The sequence below is a fragment of the Nocardiopsis sp. NPDC006198 genome (assembly GCF_040613895.1).
Classification (GTDB): domain Bacteria; phylum Actinomycetota; class Actinomycetes; order Streptosporangiales; family Streptosporangiaceae; genus Nocardiopsis; species Nocardiopsis tropica.
The window spans coordinates 1-25403 of record NZ_JBEXSY010000042.1 but is presented as its reverse complement, the minus strand read 5'-3'; the positions used below and the strand labels follow the sequence as shown (position 1 = coordinate 25403).

Here is a 25403-nt window from a genome sequence, read left to right as displayed (position 1 = left end):
TCGTCCGGGGTATGGCGGGGGTCCGTCCCGCAGCGACCGGAGGAGGGTGCGCGATGACACGCCGTTTCGACGTCGGCGACCACGTGAGCTGGAACTCCGAGGCCGGACGGGTGTCCGGCACGATCACCAGGGTCCACACCGGCGACTTCACGTTCCGGGGCCGTACGCGCCGCGCGTCCGAGGACGATCCGCAGTACGAGATCGAGAGCGACAGGACCGGCCGCACGGCGGCGCACAAGGACGGGGCCCTGACCCGGACGTCCGGCGGCGGCTAGCCGCGATGGCGCCGCCGTTCCTCACCGTGGGCCACTCCGACCGCACGTTCGAGGAGTTCGCCGCCCTGTTGGAGGAGGCCGCCGTGGAGGCGGTGGTCGACGTGCGCAGGCTTCCGGGCTCCCGCCGCAACCCGCAGTTCGACGAGGAGGCGCTCTCCACGGCCCTGAGCGCTCTCGGCGTGCGCTACGAGCGCGTTGCGGAGCTCGGCGGCCGGCGCCCCGTCGCCGGGGACGTGCCCCCCGAGGTCAACGGGCTCTGGCGCAACCGCGGCTTCCACAACTACGCCGACCACGGGCTCTCGGCCGAGTTCGGGGCGGGGCTCGCCCGGTTGCGCGCGGCGGGCGCGGCCCACCGCGCCGCCGTGATGTGCGCGGAGGCGGTGTGGTGGCGGTGCCACCGGCGCATCATCGCCGACCACCTCCTCGCCCACGGCCACGAGGTCCTCCACATCATGGGCGGCCACCGCGTGGACGCCGCCCGGCTCACCCCGGGGGCCGTCGTGCGCACCGACCGCGTCGTCACCTATCCGGCACCGCACTCGGAGGGGCACGGCCCCGGGTCCGCCCCGACGGGCGCGTCCCCCCGGGGGTGACGCAGCCCGCCCCCGGGCGGGCCGGGTGCTCCGGGCGGTCCGCCGGGTCGGGGCGCCGCCGCACCGCACCCCGCTGCGACCACCGCCGCCCCCGCCCACCCGGCCGGGGACGACGGGCGTCCGCGCCCCTGCGCGTCTGCTCCGCACCGCCCGCGCGCGGGCCGGGCCCGTGGGCTACATTTCTGGCCATGACGCACCCCCCTCTCGGCCTCACAGCGGAGTTCGTCCGGGACCTGTTGCGCGAACAGCACCCCGACCTGGCCGACCGTCCCCTGCACTCGGGCACGCGGGGCGCGGGCAACCAGATGTGGCGGCTCGGGGACGACCTCGCCGTGCGGCTGCCGTGGACGCCGCGTTCCGCGGAGGCGCTGGTGCGGGGGGAGCTCGCCTGGCTGCCCTCCCTGGCGCCGTGCCTTCCGCTGCCGGTCCCGGTCCCGTTGCGCCTGGGCATGCCCGGTGCGCGGTTCCAGCGCCCCTGGGCCGTGACCACCTGGGTGCCGGGCACGCCCGCGGACCGCGCCCCGGTCACGGACCCCGCCCGTGCGGCCGAGGACCTGGCGGCCTTCCTGACGGCCCTGCACCGGCCCGCGCCCGAGGACGCCCCCGTGAACCGCAAGAGCCGGCGCCCCCTGGCCGGCCACGCAGAGCAGTTCGCCGAACAGTTCGCCTCGGCCGCAGCCCAGGGGCTGGTCGAGGACCCGGAGGCGGTGCGCGCGGTCTGGGAGGACGCGGTCGCCGCGCCCCGCTGGCAGGGGCCGGCGCTGTGGCTGCACGCCGACCTGCACCCGGCCAACGTCCTGACCCGCGACGGCGCGTTGTGCGGGGTGATCGACTTCGGCGACCTGTGCGCGGGCGACCCGGCCTGCGACCTGGCCGCCGCCTGGATCCTGCTGCCGGACGGCGGGCTCGACCGCTTCCACCGGGCCTACCGCCCGGCCTCGGACCCCGCGACCCTGCGCCGTGCCCGCGGCTGGGCGGTGCTGTGCGCCCTCGGCGGCGTGCTCGTCGGCGAGGCCGGCGTCCGCGGACGCCCCGGCGGCCACGACACCTGGGGGCCGCCGGCCAGGGCCGCGCTGCGCCGCCTCGCCCGGGGCTGAGGAGGGCGGTCGGCGGCACGGGTCCTCGTGGACCGGCGCCGCCGACCGGGCGGTGCTCCCGTCAGCGCAGCGTGGTGCGGGTGAGCGAGAGGTCCTTGGTCTCCCTCACCAGGGTCAGCACCACCAGGAGGCTGATCGCGGCCACCCCGACCAGGTAGAACGCCGGCGTGAGAGCGCTGCCGGTGCTGCTGACCAGCCAGGTCGCCACGAACGGCGCGGTGCCGCCGAACAGCACGTACGCGGCGGTGTAGCCGACCGCCGAGCCGCTGGCCCGCAGCTGAGCGGGGAACATCTCCACCATCATCGGCACGTTGGACGTGCCGATCACGGCGACGAGCACGGCCAGGACCGAGGTCCCCACCAGCGCCCCGGCCAGCCCGGTCGACATCAGCTGGAACGCGGGGTAGGTCAGCAGGACGAACCCCCCGCAGGCGACCATCAGCATGGGCCGCCTGCCGAAGCGGTCGCTGGCCGTGGCCGTCAGCGGGCACGCCGCCGTGTACGCGAGCATCGCGACGACGCTGGTCATGAGCGCCTGGGTCTTGGTGTAGTCCAGCGACTCCGACATGTAGCTGATCATGTACGAGCTCATGAAGTAGTAGCCGACCGCGTTCGTGATGCTGTAGCCGAACAGCGTGAACATCTGGCGCCCAGAGACCCGGAAGGCCTGCCGCAGCGGGCTCTTCGTGGTGTTCTCCTGCGCGGCCATCTCGCGGAAGACCGGGGTGTCGTCCAGGCGGGAGCGCAGGTACAGGCCGATGGCTCCGAGCGGGCCCGCGATCAGGAACGGGATCCGCCAGCCCCACGACATCAGGGCCTCCTCGCTGAGGGTGCCGGTGAGCAGCACGCCCACACCGGAGCCGACCACCGCGGCCACGCCGACGGTGATGGGGACGGCGCTGGCGTACCGGGCGCGGCGGCCCTCGGGGGCGTACTCCATGATGAAGGACGAGGCGCCCGTGTACTCGCCGCCGGTGGAGAAGCCCTGGACCGTGCGCATGAGCAGGAGCAGCAGCGGGGCGCCGAGGCCGATCGCCGCGTAGGTGGGCAGCAGGCCGATCCCGAGGGTGGCGCCGCTCATGCACAGCACGCTCAGCGCGAGGGCGCGGTTGCGGCCGATGCGGTCGCCGTAGTGGCCGAAGAACAGGGCGCCGATCGGCCTCGCGACGAACCCCGCCGCGAAGATCGCCCAGGTCGCCAGCAGCGCGGCGGCGGGGTCGTAGTTGGGGAAGAACAGCACCGCGATGGTGGCCGACATGACGGCGTAGGCGCCGGAGTCGAACCACTCCACGAAGTTGCCGATGGCGGTGGCCACGGTGACGCGGCGGCGGACGCCGCCCATGTCCCGGGGTGGCGTCGCGGGGGCTTCCTGATCGTTCAGCACCGTACCCGAACTCCTCTTTCTCACTGCCCGGGCCTGGCCCGGGATCGATGTTAGGGGGGACAAGAGACGGGGCGGCCCGCCGGGGTGGCCTGGCGCGGCCGGGTGCGGCGGCGGGGGCCGCCGCCGCACCGGTCTCTCAGACCGTGTCGCGTCGTCGCAGCTCGGCGCGCTGGACCTTGCCGGTCGCGGAACGGGGGAGGCGTTCCGCGAAGGCGATCAGGCGCGGGTAGGCGAAGCGCGAGTGGTGTTCGCGGGCGAAGGCGCGGATCTCGTCGGCGAGGTCGTCGCCGGGGCGGTACCCGTCGGCGAGTTCGATCCACGCCTTGACGACCTGTCCGCGCAGCGGGTCGGGCAGGCCGACCACGCCCGCGTCGGCGACCGCCGGGTGCTCGCGCAGGGCGGCCTCGACCTCGTAGGGGCCCACCCGGTACCCGGAGGTCTTGATGACGTCGTCGGTGCGGCCCAGGAACCAGTAGTAGCCGTCGGCGTCGCGGGTGGCCTGGTCCTTGGTGCGGTACCAGTCGCCGCCGAAGCTCTCGGCGGAGGCGTCGGGCCTCCTCCAGTAGCCGAGGGGGAACTGGGGGTTGCTGCGCGCACGGAGGCAGATCTCCCCCGGCTCGCCCTCAGGCACCTCGTTGCCGTCGGCGTCCAGGAGCGCGACCTCCCACCCGGGGAGCGGGCGCCCCACCGAACCGGGCTTGACCGGCACGCCGGGCAGGTTGCCCAGCAGCGGGTAGGACTCGGTGGACCCGTAGTAGTCGAGCGGGGTCACCCCGAACTGCTCGCGGAACCAGGCGATGAGGTCGGTGGTGAGGGGCTCGTTGGAGCAGCACACCACGCGCAGTGCCTGGGGGTGGCGCCGCCCGGCGTCGGGGACGTCGGCGCGGAGCTTGCGCAGCAGGGTGGGGTTGACCAGGGCGGTGGTGACCCGGTTGCGGGACATGGCGGCGAGCAGGCCCTCGGGGTCGAAGCCCGCCCGGGGGCGGTAGACCAGGTGGGTGGCCCCGACGCGCAGCGGACCCATGAGCTTGGCCATGGACCACGCCCAGTCGCCCGCGCCGTAGAACACGTCGCCGGGGCGCAGGTCGTGGCAGTACCGGAACTCGTTGTGCCCGAGGAGGGTGCGGTGGGCGTGCACGATGCCCTTGGCGGGGCCCGTGGTGCCGGAGGTGTAGAAGATGAGGGCGGGGTCGTCGGCGGCGGTGTCGGCCGCCTCGTACCGGGGCTCGCACGCGGCGATCGCGGGGTCGTCCACGTCCACGATCCGCACGTCGGCCGGGGACGGCGCGTCGCCGGCCCCCTCACCGCCGAGGGAGGCGACCGCCGCGACCGCGTCGGCGGCCCGCCCCAGGGAGGCGTTCTCGGTGACGAGGACGGTGCTGCCGGAGTCGGCGAGCCGGTAGGCGATGGGGTCGTCGGCCCACAGCGGGGACATGGTGACCAGGACGGCGCCGGTGCGCAGGACGCCCAGGTAGGCGGCGGGGGTGTCGGGCCGCTGGGGCAGCAGCACGGCCACCCGGTCGCCCTTGCGCACGCCCAGGGCGTGCAGGTGGGCGGCGACGCGGGCCGCCCGGTCGCGGATCCGGTCCCAGGTGACCTCCTCCCGGTGGCCGGTGTGGTCCTCGAAGACGAGGGCGACGCGGTCGCCGGGGTGGTGGTCGGCGACGTCGACCGCCATGTTGTAGCGCTCGGGCGCCTCCCAGTCCTGCTCCTCGCACAGGAGCCGGTAGAGGCGGTCCCCCTCGGCGAGCGCCTCCGGGGTGGGTGCGGCCGCGGCCTGGGACTGGGCGGGGTCCGGGACGGCGGTGCCCGGGGCTGCGGCCCCGGCTCCGGAGTGCGTGCCGTCCTCGGTTCCGGTGGTGGTCATCGGGTGGTCTCCCCTGTTTCCTGCTGTGGCGTCGGTGGTGGAGCTGCGGTTCAGCGGCGCTTGGCCAGGAACCGCTCCATCTCCCGCTGGGGCTCGCCGCTGGCGTAGGCCTGGGCGTGGACCCTCTTGGCCGCGGTGATGGAGTCGGTCAGCGCCTCGTCGTCGATCTCGCGCAGGCGGGCCTTGGTGAGGGCGACGGCGCCGGGGGGCAGGGAGGCGAGGGAGTCCGCGAGGGCGAGTGCGGCGGGGAGCACCTCGTCCCGCCCGGGGACGAGCCGGGTGAGCAGGCCGAGACGGTGGGCCTCGTCCCCGTCGACCAGCTCCCCGGTGAGGGTGAACTCGATGGTGCGGGCCTTGCCGAGGATGTCCCACATGGCCCAGATGCCGGTGACGCTGGGGATGCCGGAGCGGACCTCGGGCTGGCCCATGCGCACGCCGGGGTGGCCGACGCGCAGGTCCGCGAGGAGCGCGAACTGGAACCCGGAGCCGGCGGCGACGCCGTTGACCGCCGCGATGGTGGGCTTGTCGATGCCGCGCAGGGCCCTGTAGAGCAGGTCGAAGTCGTCGATCCACGCCTCGGCGGCGGCGTGGTCGGCCGGGTCGATGCCCCGGGTCTCGGCCAGGTCCTGGCCCGCGCAGAAGGCGGCGCCGGCGCCGGTCAGCACGACGGCGCGGCAGTCGGCGTCGGCGCCCGCCTCCTCGAACAGCCCGACCAGGCGGGTGCGCATGGCGCCGGTCCACGCGTTGAGCTTGTCGGGGCGGTTGAGGGTGATGACGGTGGCGTGGCCCTCGGCGAGGGGTTCGCGGTGCGCCAGGACGAGGTCGTCGTTCGGTGACATGCCGATGCCTTTCACGAGTTCACAAGCAGGGGTGCGGCGGACGGGGTCGCGTACGCCGGAGGATCGGGCGGAGCCGGTGCTCCCCGGTGGCCCCCGGGCGAACCCGGGCCCTCCGCCCTATGAACGACATCACAACAGCTCACCGCCGCCGGCGTCCAACACCAGTTGGGACCTCCCGCGATATCGCAGTGATATGACCGGTAGGGTCCCCGCATGGAACTGCGCCACCTGCGCTACTTCACGGTGCTCGCCGAGGAGCTGCACTTCGGCCGGGCCGCCGCCCGGCTGCACATGGCCCAGCCGCCGCTGTCCCAGCGCATCCGCGACCTGGAGCGCGAACTGGGCGTGCGGTTGTTCGACCGCGGCCGCAACCAGGTGCGGTTGACCGAGGCCGGGGCCCTGCTGCTGGAGCACGCCCGGCCGGTGCTGGAGAGCACCGAGTCGGCCCTGGAGGCCATGCGCCGCATCCGCCCCGGGGAGAGCGGGATCCTGCGTGCGGGGATCCCGCCGGACACCATGCCCGCCACGCTGCGCACCCTGGTCGCGGAGCTGGCGCGCAACGCCCCCGACGTGCTGGTGGACCTGCACGAGCTCACCACGGACGAGCAGCTGCGGGCGCTGCGCGAGGGCGACCTGGACGTCGGGGTGGTGCGCCACCCCTCCGACACCACAGGCCTGGAGTCGGGCCCGGTGGCCCACCGGGCCCTGGGGGTCCTGCTGCCCGCCGAGCACCCGCTGGCGGGGGGCGGGCCGGTGCGGCTGCGCGACCTCAACGGGATGCCGCTGGTGGTCTTCCCCCGGGCGATGGCGCCGATGCTCTACGACCAGGTCATGTCCGCGTGCAGCTCGGAGGGGTTCCGCCCCGGGGCGATCCGGCACGCCCGCAACCCGCTGTTCGTCAACGGCCTGGTCATGGCCGGGCGGGGCGTGCACTTCAACGAGAGGCCCCTGGGCGGGCTCCCCGAGGGCCTGGTGTGGTCGCCCCTGGAGGGGAACCCACTGGCCTGGCGCACGTCGGTGGTGTGGCCGCCCCGGCGGCGCCACGCGAGCGTGGCGGTCTTCGTGGCCGCCGCGACGGCGGGCCTGGAGGCCGCCGGGCACGTGGTCCAGCCCCACCCCGGGCCGGGACCGGACTAGCGGACCGCCCCGGGGCCGGCCGTGTCCGGGGACCGGACTCCCCGTCACCGGCCCCCGCCCGCCGGCGGTAACCTGCTCCCCCGACCGCACGCACGTTCCGTGAGGAGACCACCACCATGGGCTCGAACGCACCGGCCGGCCCCGAGGCCGCGGCCCTGACCGAGATCGTCGAGGGCGTGTACGCGTGGGTCCAGCCCGACGGCACCTGGTGGGTGAACAACGCGGGCGCGGTCGCCGGCGAGGACGGCCTCCTGGTGGTCGACACCTGCGCCACCGAGGCCCGCACCAGCCGCTTCCTCGGCGCCCTGGCACGCGCCACCGGCGGCGCCCCCGTGCGGTGGGCGGTCAACACCCACCAGCACGGGGACCACGCCTACGGCAACAGCCTGCTGCCCGACTCCACCGCGCTCATCGGGCAGGCCGCCATGCGCGAGGCCCTGCTCCACGACCCGTTCTTCGACGCCTGCCCGCCGTTCTGGTCCCCCTCCCCCGACTGGGGCGGGGTCAGCAGGCGCGCCCCGTCGATCGTGCTCGACCGGGGGCTGACCGTGTACACCGGCCGGCGGCGCGTGGACCTGCTCCACCCCGGGTACACCGCGCACACCCCCGGCGACGTCGTGGCCTGGCTGCCGGAGGAGCGGGTGCTGTACACCGGTGACCTGGTGTTCCACGGCCTCACCCCGCTCGTGTTCATGGGCTCGCTGGAGGGCGCGCTGCGCTCCCTGGAGTGGCTGCACGCCTTCGCGCCCGACCACGTGGTCCCCGGACACGGGCCGCTGTTCGGCGCCGCCGAGCTCGACGCTGTGCTGGGCGCCCACGAGCGCTACTACCGGTTCGTCCTGGAGACCGCGCGCGCCGGGGTGGCCCGAGGGCACACACCGCTGGAGACCGCCCTCGCCTGCGACCTGGGCGAGTTCCGCGACTGGGACGACGCCGAGCGCATCGCCCTGAACCTGCACCGCGCCCACGCCGACCTCACCGGCACCGCCATGGACCTCACGGCGGCGCTGTCCGACGCCGTCGAGTGGAACGGCGGACCGCTCCCCACCCGGCTCTGACGCGGTCACCGGGACCGGCGCGACAGGAACCGCCCCCGCCCCCTCCCGGAGCCCGTACAGCGCGCCGACCGCCCTCCCGGCGCCCGGAACGTCGTCGGCGCGCGGTTCACTGGCGGGGACGCGACGCCTCACGAGGCGCCCGTCCCGCCCTCCACCCCCTCTCCCCAGGAGCATCCGTGCGCCCCCTCGACCTGGACCGCCGCACCGTCCGCCGCCTCGCGATCACCCGCCAGAGGCTGGCCGGTCCCCGGCCCGCCGCCGACGCCGACGGGCTGCGCGAGGTCCTGCGCGCGCTGCGCTGCCTCCAGCTGGACCCCGTCGCGGTGGTCGCCCGGAGCCACCTGCTGGTCCTGTGGAGCAGGGTGGGCCGGTTCGACCGGGCCGACCTCGACGCCCTCCTGTGGGACGAGCGCTGGCTGTTCGAGTACTGGGCCCACGCGGCGTCGATCGTGCTGACCGAGGACTACGCGCTGCACCGGGGGCTGATGCGCCGCTACCCGAGGGGCGTCTCCGCCTACGGACGGCGGCTGGTGGCCTGGGTCGAGGCCAACGCGGAACTGCGCGAGCACGTCCTCCAGCGGCTGGAGGACAAGGGGCCCCTGCCCGTCGGCGGGTTCGAGGACCGCTCCGCGCTGCCCTGGGAGTCGGGCGGATGGACGAAGGGGCGCAACGTCGAGCGCATGCTCGACCTGCTGTGGACCCAGGGACGGGTGATGGTGGCGGGCCGGGAGGGCGGCAAGCGCCTGTGGGACCTGGCCGAACGGTGCCTGCCCGAGCGCACCGACCGGACCGAGCTGCCGGACGCGGACATCGTGTCGCTCTCGGCCGAGCACGCCCTGCGGGCCCTGGGCGCCGGACGCGCGAGGGACGTCGCGAACCACTTCGTCCGCGACCGGTACGACGCGCTGCCGGAGGCGCTCGAACGGCTGGTGGCGGACGGCCGGGCGGTGCGGGCCCGGGTCGAGGGCGCCGACCCGGGAGAGCCGTGGTTCGTGCACGCGGACGTCCTCCCGCTGCTGGAGACCGTGGGCGGGGAGGCGTGGGGGCCCAGGACCGTGCTGCTGTCCCCGTTCGACAACCTGCTCTGCGACCGCGAGCGGACCGAGCTGCTGTGGGGTTTCCGCTTCCGCACCGAGATGTACGTGCCCAAGGCGCGGAGGGAGTTCGGCTACTACGTCCTGCCGGTCCTGCACGGCGACCGGCTGGTGGGCAGGATCGCGCCGAGGTTCGACCGGCGGCGCGGCGTCCTGGACCTGGAGAACGTGTACGCCGAGCCCGGCGCGGCCGGGGTCCGGGCTGCGGGCCCGGACGCCGGGGCCGGCCCGTCCCCTGACCCGGCCTCCGCCGAGGAGGTCGCGGACGCCGCGGAGGGTGTCGCGGGCGCGGTCGCCGACCTGGCCGGGTTCCTGGGGGCGCGCGAGGTGGTCTGCTCGGGCGCGGTGCCCGCGCCCTGGCGGGAGGCGCTGCGCCGGGTCGAGGCGGCGCCCGTCCCCTGAGGCCGCCCGCTCGGAGCGCTCCGCCACGACCCCTGACCTCCCCGGTCGCGCCCGTCCCCTGGGGCCCACCCGCCCCTCGCGTAGCGGTTCCGTTCCCGGGCCGCGAACAATCCTTCATTTCCGATATTTACTACCTATTTAGTATGCATTAGCCTCATGGGGGTGACCACCACAGCGCTCCCCCGGCGTCCGCTCCGTATCGCGCTCGTCGGCGCGGGCCCCAGGGCCACCTCCCTCCTCGAACGGATCACCGCCAATGTCCACGAACTCCTCCCCGACACGATGCTCGAGGTTTGCGTCGTAGATCCTCACCCGCCCGGCGGCGGCCGGATCTGGCGGCGCGCGCAGTCGCCCCGGCTGTGGATGAACACCACGGCGAACGACTGCACGATGTTCACCGACGCGTCGGTGGTGTGCTCCGGGCCCGTCGTCCCCGGACCGACGCTGACCGAGTGGGCCGAGGACCTCGCTGCGGGACGCCTGCACAGGCCGCCCGGGTTCACGGCCGACGCGGCCGACCTCTCCGAGGCCCGCCGGGTCCATCCCGGCTGGTTCGCCACCCGCAGGTTCCAGAGCCGGTACCTGTCCTGGGTCTTCCACCACGTGGCCGAGCGGGCCCCGGGGAGGGTGGCCGTCCGCTCCGTGGCCGCACGGGTGGTGGACCTGCGCGACCTGGCCGACGGGCGCCAGCGCCTGTTCCTCGACCGCCCGCCGTATCCGGTCCCGGACCGCACCGCCGGCACGGGCCGCCCGCCGGCTCCCGGGAACACCCTGGACGCGGACGCCGTCGTCCTGGCGCAGGGCTCCGCCGGCACCGGCCCCACCGAGGAGGAACGCGAGCTCGCCCGGCACGCCGCCGCGCACGGCCTCGTCCACATACCGACCGCCTCCACCGCCGACATCTCCCTCGACGCGGTCCCGCCCGGCGAACCCGCGCTGGTGCGCGGCATGGGACTGGCGTTCGTGGACACCGTCGTGCTGCTGACCTCCGGGAGGGGCGGCGTCTTCCGCAGGGACCCGGACGGGACCCTGCACTACTCCCCCTCCGGCTCCGAGCCCGTCCTCCACGCCGGATCGCGGCGCGGGGTGCCCTACCATTCCAAGATCCGCTACCACCTGCCCGGGGCGCGCCCCGAACTGCCGAGGCACGTGAGCGCTCAGGCCCTGGACGCGCTCGGCCCCGACCCCCTCGACCTCCGGGAGGACGTGTGGCCGCTCGTCGTGCGGGAGCTGGCCCACGCCCACTACCGGGAACTGGCGCTGTCGCACCCCGAGCGGCTGGACGTCGGCGCGGAGGAGTTCGTCCGTCGGCTGGACTCCCTGGACTGGTCGGGAGCCCAGCTCAAGGAACTGGTCTCCGAGGCGGTGCGCGAGGACGGGGACCGGTTCGACGCCGGGCGGATCGACCGGCCGCTGGCGGGACTCAGGTTCGCCGACCACGACGCGCTCGGCGCGTGGCTGGACGGTTACATCGGCGCCGACCTCGAACGGCGGCGCGACCAGCGGTACAGCATGGACCTGGCGGTCTTCTTCGCGCTGCTGTCGGTGTTCACGGTGATCTCCGAGGCGATCGGCTCCGGACGGATCTCCCAGGAGTCCGCGGCGCGGGACCTGCCCCGGTTCACCGGGTTCTTCAGCTACCTGGCCAGCGGGCCGCCCGGCCCCCGGCTGGAGGAGCTCCTGGCGCTGGCCCGGGCGGGGGTCCTGCGGTTCGTCGGCGCCGACATGGAGGTGGACACCCCCGAGGGCCGTTTCCTGGCCAGGTCCTCCAGCACGGACGCGACGGTCGGGGCCTCCGTACTCCTGGAGGCCAGGCTGCCCGAACCCTCGCTGTCCCGGACGACCGACCCGCTGCTGCTGGCCCTGCTCCGGCGCGGGGAGATCCGCGAGCGGCCCGGCACCGGGCTCGTCGACGCCGACCCGGCCGACCAGCGGCTGCGCGGCGCCGACGGGACGCCGCACCCGGCCCGGTTCGGCGCGGGCGCGCTGGTCGCCGGCGGCGTGGGAGCGGGCGGGTTCTCCCGTCCGCGCACCAACGCCGGGTTCTTCCGGCAGAACGACGCGATCGCCCGTGCCGTCCTGGGCGGCCTGCGCCCGTGAGGGGGCGGGCCGCTGTCCCGTTCCCTGAGGCCCGTCCGCCCGGAGCCGCTCCGCCACGACCCACGCCCGCCCCGTCCGCGCCCGTCCCGGTAGGCCCGCCCGCCTCTCGCGTCGCGGTTCCGTCCGGGTCCGGGAGTTCCGGCGAGCCCGGGGCCGGCTCCCTCCCGGTCCCTCACCCCCCGACCGGTATCCGACACAGGCCGGAGGTTTACGTTGTAGATTCCTTTTGTCCGGCAGCGGCCGGCCCCTGCGACCACGGAACCCGGTTGACGCGGACGGTCCCGGAGGGGGAGGCTCCGTCACGTCCGGCGCCCGCCGGCCGCCCCGGAGGGGCCGCGGACAGGAGGTCGGACATGGCGGACGCGCGACCGGCGGAGGACCCGCCCCGCCCGTCGGAGGGGCCCGGCTCCGGAGGGCGTGCCCCCGCACCGTGGTCCCCGCCCGCGCCGGAGGAGATCACGACCGCGCGGATGGTGCTGGACCCCCTCACGCCGGACCACGCGGGCCCGATGCTCCCCGTGCTGGCCGATCCGGCGCTGTACGCGTTCACCGGCGGGGAACCGCCGACCGCGGACGGCCTCCGGCGCCGCTACGAGCTCCAGTCGGCCGGGCGGTCCCCCGGCGGGGAGGAGTCGTGGTTCAACTGGATCCTGTGCCCCCGCGACGGGAGCGGCCCTGCGGGGTTCGTGCAGGCCACCGTGGTGCTCGGGGCGCCGGGCCCGGCTGCGGACCTGGCGTGGGCGGTCGGCGTCCCCCACCAGGGGCGGGGCCTGGCCGCCGAGGCGGCCCTCGGGATGCGCGACTGGCTGTCCGCCCGCGGCGTCCGCCGGTTCGGGGCGTGGGTCCACCCCCGCCACGGAGCCTCGGCGGGGGTGGCGCGACGGCTGGGCATGGCCCCGGCCCCGCACCGGGACGCCGACGGCGAGGTGCGGTGGGAGTCCGGGGGCTGAGACGCCGCGACCCCGCGCTCCCCCGGCGGACCCGCACGGGGCCCCGCGCGTGGGAGGGGCGCACGGGACGGGCGCACGGCCCCGGGCGGGCCGGCCGCGCTCAGCGCGTGCGGAGGAGCTTGCGGTTGACGAACTCGGCCATGCCGTACTCGCCCAGCTCGCGCCCCACCCCGGACGCCTTCACCCCGCCGAAAGGCAGGTCGGCCTGGGTCCGCGACGGCGCGTTGACCGACACCATGCCCACGTCGAGCCGGTCGGCCACGGCCAGGGCCGCCTCCTCGTCCTCCCCGAACACGACGCTGCCCAGGCCGTAGGGGGTGTCGTTGGCCAGCTCCACGGCCTCGTCGACGGTGGCGACCCGGTGGACCACGGCCACCGGGCCGAAGATCTCCTCCCGGTAGGCGCGGGTGCCGGGGGCGACCCCGGTGAGCACCGTGGGCTCGACGAACGCGCCCGGGCGGTCGGGGCGCCCCCCGCCGGTGAGGACGGTGGCTCCGTGGGCGACCGCGTCCGCCACCTGGCCGGCGACGTGCACGGCCGCGGCCTCCGAAGACAGCGGCCCCAGGTCCACCCCCTCCTCGGTGGGGTCGCCGACCCTCAGGCGCGCGACCGCGTCCACGAACCCCTCCACGAACGCGTCGTACACCTCGTCCAGCACGATGAACCGCTTGGACGCGGTGCACGCCTGGCCCGCGTTGCCCATCCGCCCGGCCACGGCGGCGCGGACCGCGCGCCCCAGGTCGGCGTCGGGCAGGACGATGAACGGGTCGGAACCCCCCAGCTCCAGCACGGTCTTCTTCATCGCGCGCCCGGCGACCTCGCCGACGGCGCGCCCCGCCCGCTCCGAGCCGGTGAGCGAGACCCCCTGGACCGCCGGGTGCTCGATGATCCGGACGCACTGCGCCTCGGTGGCGTACAGGTTGGTGTAGACGCCCTCGGGGAGGCCCGCGTCGGCGAGCAGGCCGGCGACGGCCCCGGCCGACTCCGGACAGCTCGGCGCGTGCTTGAGCAGGACGGTGTTGCCGAGCGCGATGTTGGGCGCCGCGAACCTCGCCACCTGGTAGTGGGGGTAGTTCCACGGCATGATCCCGAGCAGCGCGCCGATGGGCTCCGTGCGCACGGTCGCGGTCCCGTGGGACACGTCCAGGACCCGGTCGGCGGTGAACGCGGCGGCGTTCTGCGCGTAGTAGTCGTAGATCCGGGCGCACAGGTCGACCTCCCCGAGCGCCTCCGCCGTGGTCTTGCCCATCTCCCGGGTGATGATCCCGGCCAGGCGCTCGCGGTCGGCCCGGTAGCGCTCCGCCGCCGCGGCCAGGTACGCGGCGCGCTCCGCGACGGGGCGGAGGCGCCAGGTCCGGAAGGCCCTCCCCGCGGCTTCGACGGCGGTGTCGACCTCCGCGTCCGTGGCGGTCGGGAACCTCCTGACGAGGCGTCCCGTGGCGGGGTCGGTGACGGCGTACTCGGTCATGCTCGGTTCCTTCCGGGAACGTGGGGTGCGGCGTTCTCCAGCTCTCCGGCGCCCAGGCGGCGGGTCACGTCGGTGAGCACCTCCAGTCCGGCGAGGAGGTCGGCGTCCTCGGTGTACTCGCCCTCGTTGTGGGAGACCCCGCCCGCCGAGGGGACGAAGAGCATCACGGTGGGCACGCGCTCCTTCATGTTGATCGAGTCGTGCCCGGCGACGGTCATGATCTCACCGCTGCGCAGGCCGAGCCGCTCGGCGCTGGCACGGGCCAGTTCGACGCCCTCGGGCTGGTAGGGGTTGACGCCCCAGGAGTGCGAGAGCGTGCGCTCGACGGTGACGTTCGCGGCCGCCTCGACGCGGGCGACCTCGGCGAGCAGGAGCTCGTCGGCCTCGGCGAGGACGGCCTCGTCGGGCGAGCGGAGGTCGAGCAGGAGCGTGGCGCGGGAGGGCACCACGACCGGGGAGTTGGGGTACACGTCGAGGCGGCCGACGGCGGTGTGCAGGACGCCGGGGAACCGGTCGGCGAGCTCGCGCGCGGCGACGACGAGCATGGACGCGCCCACGAGCGCGTCGCGGCGGTCCTCCATGGCGGTGGCGCCGGAGTGGGCCTGTTCGCCGTGGACGGTGATCTCGTACTTGCTCGCCGCCCAGCTGGCGCCGACCAGGCCGATGGTGGTGCCGGAGTTCTCCAGGAGGCGCCCCTGCTCGATGTGGATCTCGGCGCACAGGACGGCCTCCGGCCCGTCGCCGTCACCGAGGAACCCGGTGGGGGCCAGGGCCTCGGCGACCGTGGTGCCCGAGCTGTCGCTCGCGGCGAGGGCGGTCTCCAGCGGCAGCTTGCCGGTGTAGACGGCGCTGCCCATCATGGACGGCGTGAACCGGGAGCCCTCCTCGTTGAACCAGTTGACCACGGCCAGGTTGTGGACGGGGGGCGCCTCCGCGCCGTCCTCGGCGGCGATGCGGAAGACGGCGTGGGCCGCGGCCAGGACCCCGTAGGCGCCGTCGTAGCGCCCGGCGGTGGGCTGCGAGTCCATGTGGGACCCGACCACGACGTAGGGGGCGCCGGGCACGCGCTCCAGGAGTCCGAACTGGTTGCCGACGCGGTCGTAGACCACGCGCAGCCCGTTCTCCTCCAGCAGGCCCGCGAACCAGCGGCGCTGGGCGTTGTCGGCCTCGCTCGCCGCCTGGCGGTCGACGCCGCCCGAGGGGGTGGCGCCGAAGGAGCTCATGGTCTCGAAGTCCCGCAGGAAGCGGGCGTCGTCGGCCGCGGGGTCGCGCGGCGGTCGGGGCGGGCTGGAGGTCATGGCCTCGTTCCTCTGCTCGTCGGGCACGGGTGGGTGGTGTCGGTGCGGGGCGCCGGCCCCGGGTCAGGAGGCGCCGGGGGCGCGGACCGCGGGGTCCTGTCTGACGTGCAGGACCGCGGGGAGCCCGCTCTCCAGGGCCCGGCGCAGGGCGCCCCGGAAGTCGGCGGTGGCGGTCACGGTCTCCCCGTACCCGCCGTAGGAGCGTGCCAGTGCGGCGAAGTCGGGGTTGGTGAGGTGGGTGCCGGAGGGCCGCCCCGGGTAGTGCCGCTCCTGGTGTTCGCGGATGGTCGCGAAGACGCCGTTGTCGACGACGATCGCCGTGAACACCGCACCGTAGCCGATCGCGGTGGCGATCTCCTGGCCGTTCATGAGGAAGCACCCGTCCCCGGCGACGGAGACCACCTGGCGCCCGGGCTGCACGAGGGAGGCGGCGACGGCGGCCGGGATGCCCATCCCCATCGCGCCGTTGCGGGGCGCCAGGAGGGAGCGGGCGGACCGGTGCTCCAGGTAACGGGCGGGCCAGACCGCGTGGTTGCCCGCGCCGTAGGTGATGACGGCGTCGTCGTCGAGCTCCTCGCGCAGCACGCCCATGGCGGCGGTGAGGTCGACGAAGCCCCCGTCGTCGGCCGCCGCGACCGGGGTGGAGAAGGCGGTGTGGGCGTCCCGGGCCCCGGCCAGGCGCCCGGGGTCGTGCCGGACCGGTGCGCCCCCGGCCTCGGCGAGGGCGGCGACGAACCCGGCGGGGTCCGCGACGAGGTGCTGGTCCAGTCGCCCGCTGTGTCCGAGGGGTTCGCCGGGGAGGACGACGACGGTCTCGGCCCGGCCGCCCCGGGTGTAGCCGTCGCTGAGCACGTCGGTGCGGCAGGCGCCGACGAAGAGGGCGAGGTCGGCGTCGTCGAGGAGTGCGGCCGCGGCGTCGGAGCGGCCGTAGCCGAGCGAGCCCGCGTAGGGGCTGTCGGCGCTGTCCAGCCGGTGGGGCACGGCGTCGTAGGCGCGGAAGTCGGCGAGCACCGGGATGTCGCGGGCGGCGGCCCAGGCGGCCAGCGCCGCGCCGTCCGCGTCGGTCCAGTTCTCGCCGCCCACGACGACGACGGGCCGCTCGGCCCGGTCGACGCGGGCGAGGGCCCGGGCGAGCGCGTCGGCGTCCGGGCGGCCGGACGGCAGCGCGCGGGGCTCCACCGTGTCCGCTCCCCCGGCGGAGAGCCGGATCACGTCCTCGGGCAGGCCGACCACGACCGGCCCGGGGCGGCCCGAGCGTGCGAGGCGCACGGCGTCGGAGACCACCCGGGCCGCCGCGGCCGGGTCGTCCAGGGTGACCACGGCCTTGGCGGTGCTGCCGAACCACGCGGTGAGGTCGAACTCCTGGAACGCCTCCCGCCCCCGGTCGGCGACGGGGATCAGCCCGACGAACAGCACGAGCGGCGTGGCGTCCTGGTGGGCGGTGTGCACGGCGATGAACGCGTTCGCCGCGCCCGGCCCGCGGGTGACCATGGCGACGCCCGGGAGGCCGGTGAGCCGGCCCTCGGCCAGGGCCATGAACCCGGCGCCGCCCTCGTGGCGGGTGACCACGGTGGTGACGGAGGAGTCGTGCAGGCCGTCGAGCACGTCGAGGTAGGACTCCCCCGGTACCCCGTAGACGCGCTGGACCCCCTCGCGTTCGAGCTGGGCGACGACGAGGTGGCCCGCCGAGCGCGGGCGGGCGGGGTCGGTGGTGGACATGAGGGGAGGTGCCTTCTTCCTGGTGGGGCGGGTCGGGACGTGGGGAGGCCGTCGGACTCCCCGGTGGGGCGGGTCAGAGCGCGAGGAGGCCGGTGAGGGGTTCCCCCGCGCGAATGCGGGCCACGAGGCCGGGCTCGGCCCGGTCGGAGCGCAGGGCGCCCTCGACCAGGGACCGGTCGAAGGTGCGCGGGTCGACCACGAGGAGCCCGTTCTCGTCGCCCAGGACGAGGTCGCCGGTCCGCACGCGCACCCCGCCGACGGTGACGGGGGCGCCCACCGCCTCGGTGGCGGTGCCCAGGCGCTTGGTGGTGCGGCAGGTGGAGCCCCGCGCGTAGACGGGGAGGCCGCTGTCCCTGAGCGCCGCGAGGTCGGTGACGGGGCCGTCCACGACGATCCCCGCGCCGCCGCGGGCGGCGACCGCGGCGGCGGTGACGGCGCCGATGGGCGCGTGCGCCCCGCCGTCGACCCCGACGACGAGGACGCCGCCCCGGGGCAGCCGGACGAGGGCGCGGTTGACCGCGAGGGCGTCGGGTTCGGCGAGGTGGACGGTGAGCGCCTCACCGCCCATGCGCGGGGCGCCCGGGGTGACGGTGCGCACGGCGGGGTCGCAGAACCCCTCCTCCAGGACGTGGCCGAGGGTGGGCAGCTCCACCCCGGCCAGCGCCCGCAGGAGCGCGGCGGTGTCGGGTCCGGTGTCAGGCATCGGCGGCACCGGTCCCCCCTCCGGGACGGTCGGCGAGGACCGCGACGCAGTCGATCTCCAGCGCGACGCCCCACAGGGACACGCAGACGGTCGTGCGCGCGGGGAGCGCGTCGCCGAACGCCGCCCGGTAGACCCGGTTGTAGGTCTCCAGGTGGCCGGGGTCGGTGAGGTAGCCGTTGACCTTGACGACGTGGGCGAGGGAGCTCCCGGCCGCCTCCAGGACGGCGCGGAGGTTGTCGAGGGTACGCGTGAGCTGCTCCTCGAACGTGGCGGGGGTCGCGCCGTGCTCGTCGGAGGGCAGCTGCCCGGAGGTGTACACGAAGCCGTTGGCGACGACCGCGTGGGAGAACGCGCCCACGGGTGCGGCGAGTCCGTCGACCGCGCCGAGTCTGCGGGGGGTCACGCCCGCACCTCCGTCCCCGCGGCCCCGTCCGCCCCGGTGGCGTCGGCGGCGTCGAAGTCCTCGCCTGCGACGGACTTCAGGAGCAGGAGCGCCACGAGGGACAGCAGGGAGGCGCCGAGGATGTACCAGGCGATCGACGAGCTCTGCCCGGTGAGCGAGAGCAGCCCGACGGTGACGGCGGGCGTGATCGCGGAGCCGAGGAGGCCGGACAGCATGTACGCCACGGACAGGCCGGAGTAGCGGATCCGGGAGCCGAACTGCTCCGCGAGGAAGGTGGCGATCGGGCCGTAGTTGGCGGAGAAGGCGACCATCATCAGGGCGTAGGCGGCGAAGACGAGCGCGGCCGAGCCGGTGTCGAGCATCCAGAAGAACGGGAACGCCAGCAGGGCCTCGGCCGCCACGCCGGCCAGGATCACGGGCTTGCGCCCCACGCGGTCGGAGAGGCGCCCGAAGGCGGGGATGGCCACGAAGGCCAGGGTGCAGGCCACCAGGACCGCCCACAGCATGAGGTCCTCGGAGTGCCCCAGTTCGGCGGTGCCGTAGTTGACGCCGGAGGTGACCAGGAGCGTGAAGGTGGAGCCGGTGGACAGGGTGGCCACGCCGCCCAGGAGGACCTGCTTCCAGTAGTGGCGCATCAGGTGGGCGAACGGGAGCTTCGCCTTGGCGCCCTGGTCCTTGACCTGCTGGAAGCTGGGGGTCTCCTCGATGTTGAGCCGGATGTAGATGCCGACGCCGACGAGGAGGGCGGACAGCAGGAACGGCACGCGCCAGCCCCACGTCAGCAGGGCGTCGTGGTCGACGGCGGCCAGGACGCCGAGGAAGGCGAGGTTGGCGATGAGGGTTCCCGCCGGGACGCCGACCTGGACGAGCGAGCCGAACCAGCCCCGCTTGTGCGGGGGCGCGTGCTCCACCGTCATCAGGACCGCGCCACCCCACTCGCCGCCCAGGGCCAGGCCCTGGACGAGGCGGAGGGTGAGCAGGAGCAGCGGGGCGGCGACGCCGATGGCCCGGTAGTCGGGGACCAGGCCGATGGCGACGGTCGCGGCGCCCATCGTGATGAGGGAGACGAGCAGCATCGACTTGCGGCCGAGGCGGTCGCCGAAGTGGCCGAAGAGGACCGCGCCGACCGTGCGCGCCACGTAGGCGGACGCGAAGGTCAGGAAGGCGAGGATGGTGCCGACCGCGCCGTCGAGGTCGGGGAAGAAGACCTGGTTGAAGACGAGGGCGGAGGCGGTGCCGAACAGGAAGAGGTCGTACCACTCGACGGTGGTGCCGATGACGCTGGCGGTCGCGATCCTCTTCATCTTCGCGGGCGCGAGGCGGTCCCGGCCCGCTGCCGCGGGGTCGGCGCCGACGGGGGGTGTGGGGCTTGCGGTCATGGAGGTCTCCGGTTGAGCTGTGGAAACAGCGCGGTGTGTCTCGGCTCATACTCGGTGCGCCGCAGGTCGGAGCTCAATCGGCATTCACACACGATTTCCCCGCCAGACTGTGTAAATGCACACGGGACCACGGTCCTTTTGCGGAGGAAACCGCCGACCGAGCAGAATAGGCCCAGGTGGAGGGGGGTTTGCGAACTCCCGGCGCGCCCCCTCCGGCGCCGACCCCTGGCATTTCTCCCATGTATCGCCCAGATGACGTTTTCGGAGGGCCCGATGACAGCCGAACCCGGCCCCGCGCACACCGCGCCCGGCCCCCCGACGTGGGCGCGGATGCTCGAACTCCTCGCCGGGGACCGTGAGAACCTCGTGGACGACTTCCTGCGGCGGCTGGGGGACCTCGGCGGCTACACCGGCGGCGCGGTCCCCGAGGACGACCTGCGCAGGACCGCCTCCGACACCCTCGACATGCTGATCCGCCGGATCGCGGGCGCCCCGCTGCCCGCCCGCCTGCGCGGCCTGCCGGAGCGGCTCGGCGTGCGCCGGGCGCGCCAGGGGGTCCCCAGGGAGAAGCTGCTGGAGGCGGTCCGGCTCGACTTCCGCGTGATCTGGGCGGGCCTGGTGCGGGCGGGCGGCCCCGGGTCGTCGGAGGTCCTGGTGCTGCACGCCGAGGAGATCCTGACGACGGTGGAGGAGTACATCAGCGACGTGCAGGCCGCCTTCCTGGAGGAGCGGGCCGTCCTGGCCCGGGACTCGCGCGCCGTGACGGCGCAGGCCTTCTCCCGCCTGCTCAACTCCGGGGAGCGGTCGGCGGAGGTCGCCTCGGAGGTGGCGGCCGTGCTCGGCCTGCCCGAGCACGGCCGGTTCGAGGTCGCCTTCGTGGCCGCGCCCTCCGCGGCCCGGGGCGGGGCGCAGGGCCGCATCACCCGGGAGCGCGAGCGGGGACGCCACCTGAGCTGGGAGTTCGACGACGGGATCGCGCTGGTGAGGGAGGTCGGCGGGCCCGGGTGGGCGGCCTCCCTGGAGGGGGTGGCGGGCGGCCTGGTGGCCGACGCGGCCGGGCTGGCCGCGGTCCCCGCCGCCGTCGGGGCGGCCAGGGTCCTGTCCCGCTACGCCGGGGAGCGCGGCGGCCTGGTCCGGGAGGACGACGTGTGGTTCGCGGTGGCGGGCGACCAGGTGCGCCGCGTGCTGCCGGGGTTCGGGGGCGGCGCCGCGGCGCGCCTGGCCCGGCTGGCGCCCGGGCCCAGGGCGAGGCTCATGGAGACGCTCTCCCACTACACGGCCACGGGCTCGGTCAAGGACACCGCGGCGTCGCTGTACTGCCACCGCAACACGGTGGTGAACAGGCTTCAGGCCTTCCGCGAGGTGACGGGGCTGGACCTCACGGTCCCCCGCGAGGCGGCGCGCGCCCTGGTCCTGTTCGCACCGGAGCACCCGCCCGGCCGGCCCTGACGGCGCCGGCCCGACCGGGCCCCGGGCCGGGCATCAGGAGTGCGGGTCCGCCTCGGCCCCGCGTCCGCGCGCCGCCTCCAGGGACAGCAGGACGAGCGCGCCGTCGCCCGGACGCGCGGGGTTCCTGCCGGTCAGCTCCTCGAACCGGCGCAGGCGGTTCAGGACCGTGTTGCGGTGGCAGTACAGCGCGTGCGCCGCCTCGCTGACCGACCCCCGCTCCAGCACCGCCAGGGCCGTCTCGACCAGGGCCGCCCGCTCCCTCTCCGCGAGCCCGTCGAGCGGGGCGAGGACCTCCTCCGCCAGGACCTCCGCCACGTCGCCGAGCTCGCGGACGACGACGGCGGGCCAGTCCGAGCGCACCAGCAGGGCGCGCCCGTCCCCCGGTCGCACCGCCCTCGCGAGCCTGGCGGCGACACGGCGCATGCGGGGGATCTCGGCGACGCCGCGGGCGGTGGGCGCGAGCCCCACGGGCAGGCCGAGCAGCCACTCGGGGGGCGCGCCGCCCGGGTCGGCGCACCGCAGGAGGGCCAGGACCTCGCTGTCCAGGTCCACGAGCATGTCGTCCGCCCCCGCGCCGGCGGCCGCCGCCCGCAGCTCGGCCTCGCGGCCGGGCGCCGCGACCGCGACGGCGAACAGGTCCCGGGCGTCCGCGTCCAGGGCCCGTGCGACCTGCCGGACCAGGTGGGGGTCCTGCCGTTCCGCCTCGAACAGGCTGCGCAGCAGGAAGACCCTCTCGTGCTCGGCCTGCCTGCGCATCGCGGTCAGCTCCGCGAGGTACCCCGAGTGGACGTCGGTGAGGTGGAGCTCCACCGCGTCCCAGATCGGGAGCACCCCGTCGCTGAACGCCACCAGGTCCTCGTCGGACACGTGCTCGCGCAACGCGTTCCAGATGAACCGGAAGTCCATCCGCACCGCGCGCAGCAGGGACTCCAGCGGGATGCCCTGGCGGGCGCGGCGCCGGCCCACCTCCCGGGACAGGGAGCGCCGGTCCGAGGTCACGGGCAGCCCGGCCACCAGCCGGAGGAGGTACTCCAGGGACTCGCGCGCGGTGGCCAGCAGCTCCTCGTCGGCGATCGCCGCCTCCGGGTACCCGGTCACCCCGCGCACCTCCAGGAGGTAGGCGCGGGCGAGGTCGTCGACCTCGCGCAGGCACGCGCGCAGGGCGACGGCCCCGGGGGAGCCTTCTTCGGACCAGGACACGGGGACTCTCCTCGTTGTGTGTTCGCACAGTCGAACGCGCGAGGCGGTTGGGGATGACCATTGTCCAGGTCACCCGATCCCCCTGATCATGGACTACCAGCGGGGGCGGCGCCACGCCGCCCCCGCTCCCCGTGCGCCCCCTCCCGTTGGGGGACGGCACATCCGGTGAACCGACGAGGGGTGCCGAGCAGAGCACCGCCGAACGAAAGGCCCCCAATGGACTCCCCAGCACCGCCCCCCGGCGGAACGAAGACCGTCTCCGGAGCGGACGCCTCCCGCATCGCCTGGGCGGCGTTCGTCGGCACCGCGCTGGAGTGGTACGACTACTTCCTCTTCGGCACCGCCGCCGCCCTGGTGTTCAACCGGCTGTTCTTCACGGAGCTGGACAGCACCGCGGCCACGCTCGCCGCGTTCGCCACCTTCGGGGTCGGGTTCGCCGCGCGCCCCCTGGGCGCCCTGCTCTTCGGATACATGGGCGACCGCTTCGGCAGGCGGCCGGCCCTGCTCACGACGATCGTCATGATCGGCTGCGCCACCGGCCTGATCGGCCTGCTGCCCGACTTCGGCTCCATCGGCCTGGCCGCGCCCGTCATGCTCACCGTGCTGCGGCTCCTCCAGGGCCTGGCCGTGGGCGGGGAGTGGGGCGGCGCCGTGACCATCGCCGTCGAGCACGCCCCGATCGAGACCCGGGGCCGGTTCGCCGCCCTGGTGCAGGTCGGCTCCCCCGTGGGCACGCTCGTGTCCTCCGGCGCGTTCGCCCTCGTCCTGATGCTGCCCGGCGAGGCCTTCGACGCCTGGGGGTGGCGCCTGCCGTTCCTCGCCGCGTTCCCGCTCCTGGGCATCGCCCTGTACATCCGCCTCAAGGTCGAGGAGTCGCCCATCTTCCAGGACCTCGTCGAGCAGGAGGAGCGCTCCAGGATCCCCGCCCTGGACGTCTTCCGCCAGGCGGGCGGCCGTCTGCTGGTCGCCGTCGCCGCGGCCATGCTGGGCGTCGGCGGGTTCTACATGATCACCACGTTCGTGGTCAGCTACGGCACCAACACCCTGGGCGTCGACCGGAGCGTCATGGTCAACGCCACCCTGGTCGCCGCCGCCCTCCAGATCGTCGTCACCGTGTTCGCCGGGCGCCTGGCCGAGCGCTTCGGACCGGGCCGCATGACCGTGGCGGGCTCGCTGGCGACCGCCGCCGCGGCCTTCCCGCTGTTCTGGCTCATCGACACGCGGGACCCGCTGGCCATCGTCCTCGCGGTCACGGCCGGCATCGCCCTGGTCACCATCGCCTACGCCGTCACCGGCGCCCTGCTCACCGACCTGTTCCCGCCGCACCTGCGCTACAGCGGGGTCTCCCTGGGCTACAACCTCGCGGGGGCGCTGACCGGGTTCCTGCCCCTGATCGCCACCGCCTTCCTCGCCGCCTCCGGCAACGCCTCCTGGTCCGCCGCGCTCATCCTCGTCGTGATCGCGCTCCTCTCGGCGGTCGGCGGCGCCTACGGGGAGCGCCTGCGCATCACCGACAAGTCCATCGTCTCCTGAACCGCACCGCCCCGAACGAGAGGAACCACCCCATGCACGCCGACGATGCCCGCAGGATCTGCGACGCGGTCGACGCGGCCTTCGACGCCCAGCTGGAGCTGACGGCCGAACTGGTCCGCCACCCGTCCCTGCGCACCCGCGAGGGCTCCGCCCAGGACCTGCTATACGCCGAGATGGAGCGGCGCGGCTTCGCGATGGACCGGTGGGAGCTGGACGCCGCACAGCTCTCCGAGCACGTGGGCTACGGGCCGAGCACGGTCTCCTACGAGGGCGTGACGAACGTGGTCGGCACCTACCGGCCGACCGAGCACACGGGGCGGTCCCTCATCCTCAACGGGCACGTGGACGTCGTCCCCGAGGGCCCGGAGGAGGCGTGGTCGCGCTCCCCCTGGGACGCCCCCGTCATCGACGGCTGGCTCCACGGCCGGGGCAGCGGGGACATGAAGGCGGGCCTGGTCGCCAACCTGTTCGCGTTCGACGCGGTCCGCGCCGCGGGCCTCTCCCCCGCCGCGCCCATCCACTTCCAGTCGGTGGTCGAGGAGGAGTGCACGGGCAACGGGTCGCTGTCCGCGCTCATGCGCGGGTACACGGCGGACGCCGTCGTCATCCCCGAGCCCGAGGAGGACATGCTCGTCCGAGCGAACACGGGGGTCATCTGGTTCACGGTCCGCGTGGCGGGCGTCCCCACGCACCCGCGCGAGATGAGCTCCGGTTTCAACGCCATCGACGCCGCCCACCACGTGATGGGCGAGCTGCGCCGCGTGGAGGAGCGGTGGAACGCCGAACGGGGCTCCCACCGCCACTTCGAGGACCTCGACCACCCGATCAACTTCAACCTGGGCACGATCAGGGGCGGCGACTGGCCGTCCAGCGTGCCCGCCTGGTGCGAGATCGAGGTGCGGGCCGCCCTCTACCCGGGCGTCACCGCCGACCAGGCGTGGGAGGAGCTGACCGGCGCGCTGGAGTCCGTCACGTCCGACGCCCAGGGCCACCCGATCTCCGCCGTGGCCACCCGGACCGGGTTCTACGCCGAGGGCTACGTCCTGGAGGAGGGCAGTGAGGCCGAGGCCGTGCTCGCCCGGTCCCACGAGCGGGTGTTCGGGTCCGAGCTCCGGAGCTTCACGACCCCCGGCTACCTGGACGGCCGCGTCTTCACGCTCTACGGCGACATCCCCACCCTCGTCTACGGTCCCGTCTCCGAGGCCATCCACGGGTTCGACGAACGCGTGGAGGTGGAGTCCGTCCGGCGGATCACCAAGAGCATCGCCCTGTTCATCGCCGACTGGTGCGGCACCGCGCAGGCGTAGCAGCCGCCCGCCCGGGCCGCCCGCGTCGGCGGGCGGCCCGGGCGGGGGGGCACCCCCGGCCACCGGGGGCCCCCGGGGCCGCCCCCCGGGGCCCACCGCACGGCCCGGGGCCGGACCAGGTCAGGGGTCGGGGGAGAAAGGACCCGGA

21 protein-coding genes are annotated in these 25403 nt (G+C 75.1%); 11 read left to right on the top strand and 10 right to left on the bottom strand.

Annotation, left to right across the window (positions count from 1 at the left end; translation table 11 throughout):
• The first annotated feature begins 53 nt into the window (after positions 1 to 53).
• The 3 genes from ABZ234_RS23805 (at position 54) to ABZ234_RS23795 (ending at position 1965) form a co-directional block, all read left to right on the top strand.
• Complete coding sequence (locus ABZ234_RS23805; protein ID WP_267945587.1) at positions 54 to 275, top strand: DUF2945 domain-containing protein; 222 nt, start codon at positions 54 to 56, stop codon at positions 273 to 275.
• 5 nt (positions 276 to 280) lie between these two features.
• Positions 281 to 868: a DUF488 domain-containing protein gene (locus tag ABZ234_RS23800; protein WP_355013499.1), complete on the top strand. Its 588-nt coding sequence runs from the start codon at positions 281 to 283 to the stop codon at positions 866 to 868.
• Positions 869 to 1056: 188 nt separating this feature from the next.
• Positions 1057 to 1965: an aminoglycoside phosphotransferase family protein gene (locus tag ABZ234_RS23795; RefSeq protein WP_355013498.1), complete on the top strand. Its 909-nt coding sequence runs from the start codon at positions 1057 to 1059 to the stop codon at positions 1963 to 1965.
• A 61-nt stretch (positions 1966 to 2026) separates the two neighbouring features.
• Here ABZ234_RS23795 and ABZ234_RS23790 read toward each other — a convergent pair whose 3' ends face one another.
• The 3 genes from ABZ234_RS23790 to ABZ234_RS23780 all read right to left on the bottom strand — a co-directional run bounded on the left by ABZ234_RS23790 (position 2027) and on the right by ABZ234_RS23780 (position 6055).
• Positions 2027 to 3349, bottom strand: coding sequence for an MFS transporter (locus ABZ234_RS23790; protein ID WP_355013497.1), 1323 nt, complete (start codon positions 3347 to 3349; stop codon positions 2027 to 2029).
• Positions 3350 to 3485: 136 nt separating this feature from the next.
• Positions 3486 to 5216, bottom strand: a complete 1731-nt coding sequence (locus tag ABZ234_RS23785) for an AMP-binding protein (protein WP_355013496.1) — start codon at positions 5214 to 5216, stop codon at positions 3486 to 3488.
• A 50-nt stretch (positions 5217 to 5266) separates the two neighbouring features.
• Positions 5267 to 6055: an enoyl-CoA hydratase/isomerase family protein gene (locus ABZ234_RS23780; protein WP_355013495.1), complete on the bottom strand. Its 789-nt coding sequence runs from the start codon at positions 6053 to 6055 to the stop codon at positions 5267 to 5269.
• 213 nt (positions 6056 to 6268) lie between these two features.
• Here ABZ234_RS23780 and ABZ234_RS23775 point away from each other — a divergent pair, with 213 nt between their 5' ends.
• From ABZ234_RS23775 to ABZ234_RS23755, 5 genes are all read left to right on the top strand, one after another.
• Positions 6269 to 7192, top strand: coding sequence for a LysR substrate-binding domain-containing protein (locus ABZ234_RS23775; protein WP_344182570.1), 924 nt, complete (start codon positions 6269 to 6271; stop codon positions 7190 to 7192).
• A gap of 116 nt (positions 7193 to 7308) precedes the next feature.
• Positions 7309 to 8250, top strand: coding sequence for an MBL fold metallo-hydrolase (locus ABZ234_RS23770; RefSeq protein WP_344182572.1), 942 nt, complete (start codon positions 7309 to 7311; stop codon positions 8248 to 8250).
• A 176-nt stretch (positions 8251 to 8426) separates the two neighbouring features.
• Positions 8427 to 9746 (top strand): crosslink repair DNA glycosylase YcaQ family protein, encoded by a 1320-nt coding sequence (locus tag ABZ234_RS23765; protein ID WP_355013494.1) that lies wholly within the window; start codon positions 8427 to 8429, stop codon positions 9744 to 9746.
• A 162-nt stretch (positions 9747 to 9908) separates the two neighbouring features.
• The gene (locus ABZ234_RS23760) at positions 9909 to 11846 is read left to right on the top strand and encodes an FAD/NAD(P)-binding protein (RefSeq protein ID WP_355013493.1); all 1938 of its coding nucleotides are present in this window, start codon (positions 9909 to 9911) and stop codon (positions 11844 to 11846) included.
• A 353-nt stretch (positions 11847 to 12199) separates the two neighbouring features.
• Positions 12200 to 12796: a GNAT family N-acetyltransferase gene (locus tag ABZ234_RS23755; RefSeq protein ID WP_355013492.1), complete on the top strand. Its 597-nt coding sequence runs from the start codon at positions 12200 to 12202 to the stop codon at positions 12794 to 12796.
• 100 nt (positions 12797 to 12896) lie between these two features.
• Here the strand turns inward: ABZ234_RS23755 and ABZ234_RS23750 are convergent, their stop codons facing one another.
• The 6 genes from ABZ234_RS23750 to ABZ234_RS23725 all read right to left on the bottom strand — a co-directional run bounded on the left by ABZ234_RS23750 (position 12897) and on the right by ABZ234_RS23725 (position 19766).
• Positions 12897 to 14264: an NAD-dependent succinate-semialdehyde dehydrogenase gene (locus tag ABZ234_RS23750; RefSeq protein ID WP_267945598.1), complete on the bottom strand. Its 1368-nt coding sequence runs from the start codon at positions 14262 to 14264 to the stop codon at positions 12897 to 12899.
• Complete coding sequence (locus tag ABZ234_RS23745) at positions 14261 to 15562, bottom strand: M20 family metallo-hydrolase (RefSeq protein ID WP_267950439.1); 1302 nt, start codon at positions 15560 to 15562, stop codon at positions 14261 to 14263. The genes ABZ234_RS23750 and ABZ234_RS23745 overlap by 4 nt, the downstream gene beginning before the upstream one ends.
• 63 nt (positions 15563 to 15625) lie before the next feature.
• On the bottom strand, positions 15626 to 17281 hold the full coding sequence (locus tag ABZ234_RS23740; protein ID WP_355013491.1) for a thiamine pyrophosphate-dependent enzyme: 1656 nt from the start codon (positions 17279 to 17281) through the stop codon (positions 15626 to 15628).
• Between the two features lie 73 nt (positions 17282 to 17354).
• Positions 17355 to 17984 carry an RraA family protein gene (locus ABZ234_RS23735; RefSeq protein WP_330161320.1) on the bottom strand — a complete coding sequence of 210 codons (630 nt, stop codon included), beginning with the start codon at positions 17982 to 17984 and terminating at the stop codon, positions 17355 to 17357.
• Positions 17977 to 18387: a RidA family protein gene (locus ABZ234_RS23730; RefSeq protein ID WP_355013490.1), complete on the bottom strand. Its 411-nt coding sequence runs from the start codon at positions 18385 to 18387 to the stop codon at positions 17977 to 17979. Before ABZ234_RS23730 ends, ABZ234_RS23735 begins: the two co-directional genes overlap by 8 nt.
• Positions 18384 to 19766, bottom strand: a complete 1383-nt coding sequence (locus ABZ234_RS23725) for an MFS transporter (RefSeq protein WP_355013489.1) — start codon at positions 19764 to 19766, stop codon at positions 18384 to 18386. The genes ABZ234_RS23730 and ABZ234_RS23725 overlap by 4 nt, the downstream gene beginning before the upstream one ends.
• Positions 19767 to 20039: 273 nt before the next feature.
• On the opposite strand from ABZ234_RS23725, the gene ABZ234_RS23720 reads away from it, so the two are divergent.
• A complete protein-coding gene (locus ABZ234_RS23720; protein WP_355013488.1) occupies positions 20040 to 21215 on the top strand; it encodes a helix-turn-helix domain-containing protein in 1176 nt (391 codons plus the stop codon).
• Positions 21216 to 21248: 33 nt separating this feature from the next.
• On the opposite strand, the gene ABZ234_RS23715 is transcribed toward ABZ234_RS23720, so the two are convergent.
• Positions 21249 to 22415 (bottom strand): helix-turn-helix domain-containing protein, encoded by a 1167-nt coding sequence (locus ABZ234_RS23715; protein WP_355013487.1) that lies wholly within the window; start codon positions 22413 to 22415, stop codon positions 21249 to 21251.
• A gap of 216 nt (positions 22416 to 22631) precedes the next feature.
• Here ABZ234_RS23715 and ABZ234_RS23710 point away from each other — a divergent pair, with 216 nt between their 5' ends.
• Complete coding sequence (locus ABZ234_RS23710; protein WP_344182592.1) at positions 22632 to 23948, top strand: MFS transporter; 1317 nt, start codon at positions 22632 to 22634, stop codon at positions 23946 to 23948.
• 32 nt (positions 23949 to 23980) lie between these two features.
• Complete coding sequence (locus ABZ234_RS23705; protein ID WP_267945606.1) at positions 23981 to 25255, top strand: ArgE/DapE family deacylase; 1275 nt, start codon at positions 23981 to 23983, stop codon at positions 25253 to 25255.
• The last annotated feature ends 148 nt before the right edge of the window (positions 25256 to 25403 follow it).